A 12,113-nucleotide genomic window follows, 5' to 3' on the forward strand; every position below is an offset into this window, starting at 1 on the left:
CTTTTTCGTCCTCCTTCAGCCGCAAAATCTGATGCTGCCGCGACTGGAATTCTTCCCATGCGGCATCGAGATCGCCATCCGTGCGATCACGTTCAACGGTCAGACCCTCAAGCTGCATCTGCTGCCTGGCCCGCTCTTCGACGAGTTCATCCAAGGCGCGCTTCGCCTCTGCGGCCTCTTGCGTTGCCTGCCGCCTATGCTCCTCGAAGTTATGCTGTTTCATCTGGGCGACGTCATCACGGATGCCCTGATCCCAAGCCGCAGCGGTCGATGGAGTTTTTCGACCATCTCCGGCAACCCCAAGCGTGGCACCGGCATCTTGAACAACGAACTCTATATCGGCCTTCGCATCTGGAACCGCCAGCGCTTTGTCAAGGATCCCGAGACCGGCAAACGCCAAGCGCGCCTCAACGCGCCCGAAGCATGGGTCATCGCGGAGTGCCCTGGATAAGAATGACCAGATCTTTTAGAGGGTAGTTAGCGGGAAGCGTCAAATTTACGACCTCTCCGCTAAGCGTAATGACGCTTGCGGATGCAGCATCCCCTGTCGGTAGAGGTTCGTCATTCTGGACCAAAATCTCCGAGAATAGCGGCTCGGCAGAGTTGTCTTCAGGCGCGGAAGCGGCAACCCGACCCTTCGCGACATCATCGCGCCATTTGTACACGAGGGATTTGGAAACCCGGCATTCCTCTCGCACTTCCTCGACGCTCAGTTGACCCGCTTCGATTTTCTCGCGTATAAATCTTTTGAAGCTCGGCGGCCAAACGCGACGGCCTCCTGGATGCAACTCGATCGCAAAGCCATAGTGGTTCCGAATCTTTGGAAAGTCATTCATGCATGATACCTCGTGTTTTGAGGATCCTAGCAGAGTGGCAAGGGGAGAAATCTCCCCCCTCGAAGGGTTCAAATGCAACGCTTACAGAAGATCGCCAGTTTCCTCGCGGCGATCGAAGATGGCATGTACCACCCGTCAATGAAGGAGAAGATGGCGGCGCTCGAAGGTCAAAAGCGCATTCTGTCAGCCCAGTGTAGCGCGACACGGACTTTTTCAGTCTGGGACACGGATAATTGCAGCAAACGATTTTCTGAAATGACGTGCTTAACGCCCCCGATTATAGCCTTGAATAGGACGTGAAAGCGGGCATTTGGCGACTGTCGCTGTTTAAGGCTTCGGGACTTCGCGATCATCGTAAGGAACGCCGCTCCGTATTGCACTAAACATCAGTTAAGTCCCGACGGACGGATACCGAGCCTGACTATAGCTCTCGACTAGATCCCGCAGGTCTGTCCTGAGATGCAGTACCACCGACCAGACCATCACGTCAGCAATATCACCGCCATTGATCCGTCCAGTAAGGGTGCCCTCTGGCTGGCCCGCAGCGCCGACTACCAGCGTGCTATCGAACGTATTCCGCGTGGCACTGCCAGCGGTGCCGACCCACCACCCATCTACGACGTAAAGGGCAGTCCAGTAGGGCCCCCACAGATCGGCCAGCAGCGCATCGCCGATCATCTGCCCCATCTGGCGGTAGGTGCGCGGTGCGGGGTGGCTATTATCACCAGACTGATCCCCGAAATAGATCGGTCCGACCATGCGCAGGCCAGGCGTGAGCGCCTGAGCATCCAGCTGGGCATTTGCAATGCGGGAGACTACGCCTTGCGTTTCGGCATCATCATCCCAGCGGCTTACCTGCGTGAGATACCCCTTGGCCCTGTCCGGCTGGCCGGTGATCAGCCGGATATCGTCAGACAGGTCACCGATCCAATTGGCGAGCGCCCGCGCGTAATTCTCTCGCGTCGTGTCCTCATTGTGATCCTGTTCACCGTGTATGATTACAACGGCTACGACCTCCAGCTGCCTGCCCTCCGCCGTGCTGACGGCTTTTGACTGCCGTAGCACCCGCAGGACTTCTGAATAGCCTTCCGAGCCCCGCTTCAGCCCGCCCGTTGCGTTGGTCTGCGAGCCGTAATAAGCCTGCCCGCCACGCGCGACCGTTTTGAAGATCAAGCGCGGCTTATACCCGAACTGGCTTTCGAATTCGCGCATCATCCGGTCAGCCATCCCGCTGCACACCGTCTCTTTTGCTGCCCCGTCGCCTTGGCGCACCTCGCGCAGGTCCTGAAACTCGGTGACCGCATCAGAGCTATTCCACGGCTGGGCACCTGCCATAAGGGCATATCCGGGATGCTCTGCTACCGTTGTGATGGGCTGATCCGAGGCGACCGACGTCGAGCCGTTCGCAAGGCTCTGGCCGACGACGAGGATCATTCTGTCAGTCGCAGACCCATCCGCGGGAGAATGCAGACCCGTCACCGGATTATAGGATAGATCACGATCCCAGTCGGATGGAGCGCCGCCCGCATCCGACACGCGAACGATCTGACCATTGAGCGCCATGTACTGTTCGCCAGAAAAGGTGCGCCCGAACACAAAGCGACCCTCGGCATCATGATCGACAGTTTGGAAATCGCCGATATCCGGCACCGGATATGGCACACCATCCAGCGCAACTTCACCCGAAAGAGGATCGCGATAGACCTCGACCAATTCCGTGACAGTACCATTCAAGGCCCGCCACCGCTTCCCGTCATTACCAATCCCTTCAACGAAGCAATCACCTGCATCGACGCTGTAATCAATCCAGTAATCGTCGTCAGCTGTCACCTGCTGGATATCTGTGATCGAACCTTCCAAGCCGGCTAGTGCGCCCTCCAGACCGGAGATGGTACTGATCGCCTGGGGATCCTTATCCTCTAAGATTTACGGCGCACCGCGACTGAAAAACTCTGTGTCGCACTCGCGCGTTAAACGGCCATTTTCGGTCTTACTGAAAGACACCCTGTCGCACGGCCATTACAGAGCATCTACGCCTTTAAACGCCTTATTTTACTGGCCCTTCCGGCTTCTTCCGGGTTGTTCTGGCCTCTTCCGGTATCACTGAAGATATCTGTGTCCCTCTACACCCAGCTTGCAGAGGCCCCGGAACCAGCGGTCTTGCGGATGCACCCAAGCCTTGGCGATCTCTACCGCCAGAAGATCGGTGATCTGGTCACTGCCCTTTCAGATCCCGCAGTTCGGGTCCAGGCCGCAGAGGCAATGCGCAGCCTGATCTCCGAGATCCGGATGGTTCCAACAGCGGACGCGCGCGATGGTCACAGGATCGGGCTTTGCGGCGATCTTGCGGGTATTCTTGCCTTGGTGGATGCTGACATGACAGAACCCCCGCGGATTGCGAGGGTTGGGTCGGAAACGTTGGTTGCGGGAGTAGGATTTGAACCTACGACCTTCAGGTTATGAGCCTGACGAGCTACCGGGCTGCTCCATCCCGCGTTATTTGTGTCTGATTTGGGGGGTGTTATCGTTATAGAGATGAATGACGCTCTTTATTAGGTTTGGCGGTGACCTACTCTCCCACGTCTTGAGACGCAGTACCATTGGCGTGTTGGCCCTTAACGGCCGGGTTCGGAATGGGACCGGGTGTATAGCCAGCGCTATGACCACCAAACCGAATAAAGAGCGTCCAAGTCAAGTTGTGTTGTATGCATGATTTTGATCTGCAGGAGTGTCTGTCTACTACTGGATCAAATCAAGCCAATCGGGCAATTAGTACTGGTCAACTGAATGCATTGCTGCACTTACATCTCCAGCCTATCGACGTGGTGGTCTTCCACGGCCCTCAAGGGATACCTAGTTTTGAAGGGGGCTTCCCGCTTAGATGCTTTCAGCGGTTATCCTGTCCGGACATAGCTACCCAGCACTACCGTTGGCACGATAACTGGTCCACCAGTGGTCCGTTCACCCCGGTCCTCTCGTACTAGGGGCAACTCTTCTCAAGTATCCTACACCCACGGCAGATAGGGACCGAACTGTCTCACGACGTTCTAAACCCAGCTCACGTACCTCTTTAAACGGCGAACAGCCGTACCCTTGGGACCTGCTCCAGCCCCAGGATGAGATGAGCCGACATCGAGGTGCCAAACGGTGCCGTCGATATGGACTCTTGGGCACCATCAGCCTGTTATCCCCAGAGTACCTTTTATCCGTTGAGCGATGGCCCTCCCACTTGGGACCACCGGATCACTATGGCCGACTTTCGTCTCTGCTCGACTTGTCAGTCTCGCAGTCAGGCAGGCTTTTGCCATTGCACTCAACGACCGATTTCCGACCGGTCTGAGCCCACCTTCGCGCGCCTCCGTTACTCTTTGGGAGGCGACCGCCCCAGTCAAACTACCCGCCACACAGGGTCCCGGATCCGGATAACGGACCGCGGTTAGACATCAAGAGTGCGAAGGGTGGTATCTCAAGGATGCCTCCACCGGAACTGGCGTTCTGGTTTCAAAGGCTACCACCTATCCTGCACATCACAATCCTGATGCCAGTGTGAAGCTGTAGTAAAGGTTCATGGGGTCTTTCCGTCTAACCGCGGGTAGTGTGCATCTTGACACACAGTTCAATTTCGCTGAGTCCACGTTTGAGACAGCGGGGAGATCGTTACGCCATTCGTGCAGGTCGGAACTTACCCGACAAGGAATTTCGCTACCTTAGGACCGTTATAGTTACGGCCGCCGTTTACCGGGGCTTCAATTCAGAGCTTGCACCCCTCCTTTTAACCTTCCGGCACCGGGCAGGCGTCAGACTGTATACGTCGCCTTACGGCTTCGCACAGCCCTGTGTTTTAAGTAAACAGTCGCCACCCCCTAGTTTGTGCCCCCCACCACTAGTTGCCTAGCGATGGGGCCTCCTTCTCGCGAACTTACGGAGGCATTTTGCCGAGTTCCTTAAACGTGGTTCTCTCAAGCGCCTTGGTATTCTCTACCAGTCCACCTGTGTCGGTTTCGGGTACGGTCTTATAGAGAGGCTATTTCCAGGGACCTGTAGGCTGCCCACACAATCCGATAAGTGTGAACAACGGTTCAGATCCGTCACCATCTCACGGCCCAGGAATATTAACCTGGTTCCCATCGACTACGCCTTTCGGCCTCGCCTTAGGGGCCGGCTTACCCTGCTCAGATTAGCTTTAAGCAGGAACCCTTGGACTTTCGGCGACAGGGTCTCTCACCCTGTTTGTCGCTACTCATGTCAACATTCTCACTTCTGATCACTCCACCGGATGCCTTACAGCCCGGCTTCACAGTCAGAACATTGCCTCCAATCTTCCCTAAGGAAGTAAGGAGGCAGCGTTCTATATCACAGAACGCTCCGCTACCACGCACTTCACAGTGCATCCAAAGCTTCGGCTCGTGGCTTGAGCCCCGTTACATCTTCGCCGCAGGACCTCTTGACTAGACCAGTGAGCTGTTACGCTATCTTTAAAGGATGGCTGCTTCTAAGCCAACCTCCTGGTTGTTTTGGAAGTCCCACATGCTTTCCCACTTAGCCACGAATTGGGGGCCTTAGCTGTTGGTCAGGGTTGTTTCCCTCTCCACGACGGACGTTAGCACCCGCCGTGTGTCTGCCGATCAGTTCTTCCCGGTATTCGGAGTTTGCTTAGACTCAGTAAGGCTGTGGGCCCCCATCATCCATGCAGTGCTCTACCCCCGGGAGAATACAATCGACGCGCTACCTAAATAGCTTTCGCGGAGAACCAGCTATCTCCGAGTTTGATTGGCCTTTCACCCCTAGCCACACGTCATCCGGACCCTTTTCAACGGGTGTCGGTTCGGACCTCCAGTTGGTGTTACCCAACCTTCATCCTGCACATGGCTAGATCACTCGGTTTCGGGTCTGATCCCACGAACTCGTCGCCCTTTTAAGACTCGCTTTCGCTGCGCCTACACCTATCGGCTTAAGCTTGCTCGTAAGACCAAGTCGTTGACCCATTATACAAAAGGTACGCCGTCAGAGCTCGAGGCTCCTCCGACTGCTTGTAGGCGTCCGGTTTCAGAAACTGTTTCACTCCCCTCGTCGGGGTGCTTTTCACCTTTCCCTCACGGTACTGGTTCGCTATCGGTCAGTAAGGAGTACTTAGCCTTCGAAGGTGGTCCTCCGATCTTCAGACAGGATTTCACGTGTCCCGCCCTACTTAATACGTCCCGTTGAGCTTCGTATACGGGGCTATCACCCATATTGCTGGACATTCCAGACCATTCTACTCACTCTCAAGGCTCGGCTGGTCCGCGTTCGCTCGCCACTACTAGCGGAGTATCATATTGATTTCCTTTCCTCCGGGTACTTAGATGTTTCAGTTCCCCGGGTTCGCTCTTAAAACCCTATGTATTCAGGTAATAAGTCCCTGGTTATGTCGGTTGTAAATTACCAAGGTAATTACAACAAACATTCAGGTGGGTTTCCCCATTCGGAGATCCATGGATCAAAGCTTATTCTCAGCTCCCCATAGCTTATCGCAGAGTATCACGTCCTTCATCGCCTCTTACTGCCAAGGCATCCACCAAACGCCCTTCTCGCGCTTGATTTGATCCAGAAGAAGATAGACTTCTTCCTGTATCAAAAGCATGCATACTATTCCCGCTGATGATCTATGATCATCAACATTGGTTAGTGTACTTGACTTGAACAACATCGCTGCTTGCAGATCGAACTGCTGTCACCCGTACTTGGGCAACCCGCGATGCTGATGTTTAATTTCATCTCTATATACGATATCAAACCGTCCAATCGGACGAGCAAACCGTTCATCACTTGAACGCCTTGCTGATCTGATTGGATCAATTTCATCTTTGGTTTTGTCATCGGAAGTTATGGTGGAGCCTAGGAGGATCGAACTCCTGACCTCCTGAATGCAAATCAGGCGCTCTCCCAGCTGAGCTAAGGCCCCATAAACTGTGGAAAGTGGTGGGTCGAGGAGGACTTGAACCTCCGACCTCACGCTTATCAGGCGTGCGCTCTAACCACCTGAGCTACCGACCCATTCCTGGACCGAAGCCCTTGGCATTTTTCCGATTACTGAAGAGATATGAGGACGGCCTGGCCGTATATGTTTGAGGCTCTGACTGAGCCTCATGCTAAGTGTTTCACGAGCAAGGCAAGCCAAGCTACTAGAAACATCCTTAGAAAGGAGGTGATCCAGCCGCAGGTTCCCCTACGGCTACCTTGTTACGACTTCACCCCAGTCGCTGAGCCTACCGTGGTCCGCTGCCTCCATTGCTGGTTGGCGCACGGCCGTCGGGTAGACCCAACTCCCATGGTGTGACGGGCGGTGTGTACAAGGCCCGGGAACGTATTCACCGCGTCATGCTGTTACGCGATTACTAGCGATTCCGACTTCATGGGGTCGAGTTGCAGACCCCAATCCGAACTGAGACGACTTTTTGGGATTAGCCCATTGTCATCGCCATTGTAGCACGTGTGTAGCCCAACCCGTAAGGGCCATGAGGACTTGACGTCATCCACACCTTCCTCCGACTTATCATCGGCAGTTTCCCTAGAGTGCCCAGCCGAACTGCTGGCAACTAAGGACGTGGGTTGCGCTCGTTGCCGGACTTAACCGAACATCTCACGACACGAGCTGACGACAGCCATGCAGCACCTGTCACTGATCCAGCCGAACTGAAGGAAAGTGTCTCCACTAACCGCGATCAGGATGTCAAGGGTTGGTAAGGTTCTGCGCGTTGCTTCGAATTAAACCACATGCTCCACCGCTTGTGCGGGCCCCCGTCAATTCCTTTGAGTTTTAATCTTGCGACCGTACTCCCCAGGCGGAATGCTTAATCCGTTAGGTGTGTCACCGACAAGCATGCTTGCCGACGACTGGCATTCATCGTTTACAGTGTGGACTACCAGGGTATCTAATCCTGTTTGCTCCCCACACTTTCGCACCTCAGCGTCAGTATCGAGCCAGTGAGCCGCCTTCGCCACTGGTGTTCCTCCGAATATCTACGAATTTCACCTCTACACTCGGAATTCCACTCACCTCTCTCGAACTCAAGACTAGCAGTATTAAAGGCAGTTCCAAGGTTGAGCCCTGGGATTTCACCTCTAACTTACTAATCCGCCTACGTGCGCTTTACGCCCAGTAATTCCGAACAACGCTAGCCCCCTCCGTATTACCGCGGCTGCTGGCACGGAGTTAGCCGGGGCTTCTTCTGCTGGTACCGTCATTATCTTCCCAGCTGAAAGAGCTTTACAACCCTAAGGCCTTCATCGCTCACGCGGCATGGCTAGATCAGGCTTGCGCCCATTGTCTAAGATTCCCCACTGCTGCCTCCCGTAGGAGTCTGGGCCGTGTCTCAGTCCCAGTGTTGCTGATCATCCTCTCAAACCAGCTATGGATCGTAGGCTTGGTAGGCCATTACCCCACCAACTACCTAATCCAACGCGGGCCGATCCTTTGCCGATAAATCTTTCCCCCGAAGGGCACATACGGTATTAAACCCAGTTTCCCGGGACTATTCCGTAGCAAAGGGTACGTTCCCACGCGTTACTAACCCGTCCGCCGCTAGATCCGAAGATCTCGCTCGACTTGCATGTGTTAGGCCTGCCGCCAGCGTTCGTTCTGAGCCAGGATCAAACTCTCAAGTTGAAAGCGATTTACATCGCTAACCTTGACGCATGAACCTTCGCACATCGTCTATCCAATTGGATAAACGCTTTCTGCTTACCGTTCTCACTTGCGTGAAACCGACAAACAGTGAAGCTGACACTCACATCATCGAGCCGAAACCCTAGTGAGCCGATATGCAAACGATCATTTAGTCGATCATCGACCAAACCGCCCGCATATCTCTTCAGTAAAACCATCAATGTCAAAGAGCCGAAGACAAAAATTACCAGCAGCACCCAATCCTCAGGTGCTAACCGCCAACCTAATCTTCCGAATTTCTATCGCTTCAACCGCTTCAAACCGTCTCTTTCGATCCCGTCTGCCGCGGCTTCCGCGCCCCGCTGCGTCGTCTGCCGCTGCGGTGAAGCGGTATTTACGGAGAACACCCACAACCCGCAACCCCTTTTTTCACAAAAACATGCCAAAAACCAAAAAAATCAACTAACCAACTGAAATTAAAGTATATATTTCGAACAGTTTTATGACGCCAATCCCCAACACACCCAAAACCACAGGAATCACCCACCCCAAACGCGAGAACAAACCCACCTCAAAAAGCGTCGTAACCAGCCAAAACAGAAACGGGCGGCCTCATCGCCGCCCGCCCTCACAAGATCAGACACGCTCAAGCGCGATGGCAATGCCCTGCCCGACGCCGATACACATGCAAGACAGCGACGCGGTCCCCGCGCTGCCGCCAGCAAGACCAGCGCCTGCCCAACATCCGCCGGACACCCGCGCGCGATCTGGGCCTCGGGGGACCGCTCCGCAGATCATTGGCCCCTTGCGCCCGTCCCTCTCGATCAGCGGCCCCTGCAACCGGCGGGAACACGGTCCGCAAAGCGAGGCCGGTGCAAAGACCCGAAAGGACGGGTGGCCCTGTCGCATGTGATATCCGTGTCCAATCGCCCTCGGCTGGCAAGGCAGGACCGATTCCGATTGATCGGCGGGTGTGGAGGCGGGTGTGGCACGGATACTAAAAGACGACGGTCCCGTATCCATACGAAACCGTCGTCTTCTATTGTAGCACGGCAGAGATGTCCGCCCCCCTGACCCCGCTCGACCCCGAGACATCGGGACCTGCGGCGCTGAAGGTCTTTCTACAGCAGATCTTCCATACGCTCGAAGAAATGGGCAGCGCCCTGACCGCGCCGATCGCCGCCCTGACAGCCCTCCCAGTTCCGCGCATATTTCCGGCGAAGCTTCGTCACACAGCCCGAGGCGCTGAGGGTCGAAATCCTGCACCCATGCACGCCATCGCGGCGAGATCGCAGCGGAATGCGACCTGCAAATCCTATTCTATATGATCCACGACCCCTTCTGGTGCCGCGTTCTCAATGGTGACGCGCTGGATAGGACGGTGACGGAGCGGCTGATCGCCACGCTGTTCTCGCTCGGCACAATCGCCGCGAAGTGAAGCCCTCACCGACAGGCGCGCTTGTTCCGTGGCGTCCTTGCCCGTAAGACATCCAAAACCACACGGGACTTGCACCATGACCTTCCGATCTCTCCCCGTTCCCTTATTGAGTGCGTGCCTGCTTTGTGCGCCGACATTGGCCTCGGCCCATATCACGGCGGCGGGGTCCGGTGGCTTCACCGCAGGCTTCGAGCACCCGCTGACAGGATATGACCACTTTCTGGCGATGTTCTCGGTCGGGCTATGGGGCGCACAGATGGGTGGCAAACGGGTCTGGACCCTGCCAGTCACCTTTCCGCTGGTCATGGTGTTGGGCGGCATCGCCGGTATTTCCGGCCTGACCATTTCCGGCATCGAAACCGGTATCGCACTGTCGATCATCGTGCTGGGTGGGGCCATTGCGGCGGCGTGGCGCCCGTGGGAATGGGTCGCGCTCGCGGTGATTGCGGTATTTGCGCTTTGTCACGGCTATGCGCATGGGGCCGAACTGCCGCTGGCAGCCGATCCGGCAGATTATGCCATCGGTTTCGTGCTGGCCACGGGACTGATCCATGTGATCGGTGTGGGGGTCGGGCTGGTGCTCAACCCGCTCTGGAAGGGGCGGATTTCGCGTCTCCTTGGCGCGGTGATCGCGCTGGCGGGGGTCGGCTTCCTTGTCGGATAAGCCCTCCCCCGCCTTGCGAGCCCGCATCAACGCCTTTGTCCTGTGCTTCACGCTCGGGGGGGCGGCACTGCTGGCGGCGATGCAGCTTTCCGAGGCGATCTCGCTCTGGGTCAGCCAATCGGCGCTGAGCGCCCCGATGCTGCTGACGCTTGCGGCGCTGGGATTTGCCGCCGTACCGCTTGCACGCCAAGGCAAGGCCGCCTCTTTCGTTGGATGGGCGCTCGGGTTCGGGCTTGGTCTTTGGGCACATGTCGGGCTGATGGCGATGATCGAACCTCTGCCCGGTGCGGTCAGCCACAAATTCTACACCCTGCCCATCGGTGCGCTGGCTCTGGGGCTGGTGCTGGCGCCGGGCCAATGGCTGACACAGCGCCTGCTCCCTGTGGCGGCCCTGATCAGCGGGGGCAGCTATGCCGTGGCGCTGAAACTGTCGGACCCCAGCTCTGGCGGCGATGCGACGATCGCGCTCTCGGGTCTGGGTCTTGGAGTCTGGATCCTGCTTTGCGCCGCCTGTCTGGGCCGGATCATCCCGACGCGCGGCACCGTGATCGGCACGCGGATCATTGGCAGCTGGCTGATTGCAATCGCGGTGCTCTATGGCAGTCTCGGCCTGATCGGCAACCGTCTGGCCTCGCCAGTGCCCGCCGACACGCGCCCCATCTGGAAGATGCCCGCCAGCCCCGCCTCCCCCGCCCAACCCCTGATCCAGCAGGCGATCCCCGAAACCCTGCTGCCCCAGCGACAGATCCCCACGGGCCAGATCCCCGCCCCCGACGCCCATAGCCGCCCCGAACTGGGGGTTCAGCCATGAGACGCGCGGCACTGATTGCGCTTGTGCTCGGGGGGCTTGGCCTGTCCCCGCCAGAGGCGTCGGCGCATCCCGAAGACGAGATCGTGGCGCAGCTTGCCCTCGTCATGAACGGCCCAAACGTCACCGAGATTGACGAGACATGGCTGTTCAGCGCGCAGACCTCGCAATGGCTCGTCCAGTCCCTGAACCAGCCGCAACAAGGCCCGTTAGGCCCCGATGCTCTGAACCAGCTGGTGGCCATCGTGCGCGAAAATACGGCCCCCTCGTTATTTTACACAAGGCTGCTGGACGGCGCGCAAGAGCCGCCGCCTCCGGCCGTCTCGGACTTTGCGGCAGAGCTGACCGCCAGCGGCAGCCTGCGGTTTTCCTTCGTGCTCAGGCCGGTGCAACCGCTCGACGCCCGCACCCTGCGCCTTGTGCTGAGCGATCCCGACGCGCTGATGGATCTGCGCCCCGCGCCCGATACGCCGCTTCGCCTGACCGGAGACGGGGCCTCGGCCTGCGTGCCGATCCTTGATCGCAACGCCCCCTCGCCGTTTGACACGCCCGACCCTGCCTCACTCATCGCCCGCCTGCTGTGTCGGGAATAAAGCTGATCAAGCGTATGTGACTTCCCTTTTCTGTCATCTTGACGGAGATAGGGAACGCCAGAATATGTAATATTATTACATTACATATCAGAAAGGTCACAGATATGCCCAGCTTCCCTCTTTCCACCT

General features: G+C 56.9%; 5 protein-coding genes, 3 tRNA genes, 3 rRNA genes and 1 pseudogene. 5 read left to right on the forward strand and 7 right to left on the reverse strand.

Annotated features, from left to right (window positions below):
- Window positions 1-250: 250 nt before the first annotated feature.
- Window positions 251-445: pseudogene (locus tag WDB86_RS15210) on the forward strand (recombinase family protein); the annotation flags it as partial.
- A gap of 781 nt (window positions 446-1,226) precedes the next feature.
- Here the strand turns inward: WDB86_RS15210 and WDB86_RS15215 are convergent.
- From WDB86_RS15215 to WDB86_RS15245, 7 genes are all read right to left on the reverse strand, one after another.
- Entirely contained in the window at window positions 1,227-2,696 is a 1,470-nt protein-coding gene (locus WDB86_RS15215; protein ID WP_341485890.1) for a hypothetical protein, read from the reverse strand.
- Between the two features lie 559 nt (window positions 2,697-3,255).
- Window positions 3,256-3,332, reverse strand: a tRNA-Met gene (locus tag WDB86_RS15220).
- Between the two features lie 60 nt (window positions 3,333-3,392).
- A 5S ribosomal RNA gene (rrf, locus tag WDB86_RS15225) occupies window positions 3,393-3,507 on the reverse strand.
- Window positions 3,508-3,584: 77 nt separating this feature from the next.
- Window positions 3,585-6,415, reverse strand: a 23S ribosomal RNA gene (locus WDB86_RS15230).
- A gap of 286 nt (window positions 6,416-6,701) precedes the next feature.
- A tRNA-Ala gene (locus WDB86_RS15235) sits at window positions 6,702-6,777 on the reverse strand.
- A 15-nt stretch (window positions 6,778-6,792) separates the two neighbouring features.
- A tRNA-Ile gene (locus WDB86_RS15240) sits at window positions 6,793-6,869 on the reverse strand.
- Window positions 6,870-7,013: 144 nt separating this feature from the next.
- Window positions 7,014-8,481: ribosomal RNA gene (locus WDB86_RS15245) — 16S ribosomal RNA — on the reverse strand.
- The 16S, 23S and 5S rRNA genes sit together here with 3 tRNA genes alongside, the layout of an rRNA operon.
- Before the next feature lie 108 nt (window positions 8,482-8,589).
- Between WDB86_RS15245 and WDB86_RS15250 the strand changes: the two genes are divergently transcribed.
- The 4 genes from WDB86_RS15250 to WDB86_RS15265 all read left to right on the forward strand — a co-directional run bounded on the left by WDB86_RS15250 (window position 8,590) and on the right by WDB86_RS15265 (window position 11,984).
- Window positions 8,590-8,955, forward strand: a complete 366-nt coding sequence (locus WDB86_RS15250) for a hypothetical protein (RefSeq protein WP_341485891.1) — start codon at window positions 8,590-8,592, stop codon at window positions 8,953-8,955.
- Window positions 8,956-9,995: 1,040 nt separating this feature from the next.
- On the forward strand, window positions 9,996-10,583 hold the full coding sequence (locus tag WDB86_RS15255) for a HupE/UreJ family protein (RefSeq protein WP_339109761.1): 588 nt from the start codon (window positions 9,996-9,998) through the stop codon (window positions 10,581-10,583).
- A complete protein-coding gene (locus tag WDB86_RS15260) occupies window positions 10,573-11,394 on the forward strand; it encodes a hypothetical protein (RefSeq protein WP_341485892.1) in 822 nt (273 codons plus the stop codon). The genes WDB86_RS15255 and WDB86_RS15260 overlap by 11 nt, the downstream gene beginning before the upstream one ends.
- Window positions 11,391-11,984: a DUF1007 family protein gene (locus WDB86_RS15265; RefSeq protein WP_339109763.1), complete on the forward strand. Its 594-nt coding sequence runs from the start codon at window positions 11,391-11,393 to the stop codon at window positions 11,982-11,984. Before WDB86_RS15260 ends, WDB86_RS15265 begins: the two co-directional genes overlap by 4 nt.
- Window positions 11,985-12,113: the final 129 nt, after the last annotated feature.

Origin of the sequence: Thioclava sp. GXIMD4215 (genome assembly GCF_045291555.1) — a bacterium.
GTDB lineage: Bacteria > Pseudomonadota > Alphaproteobacteria > Rhodobacterales > Rhodobacteraceae > Thioclava > Thioclava litoralis.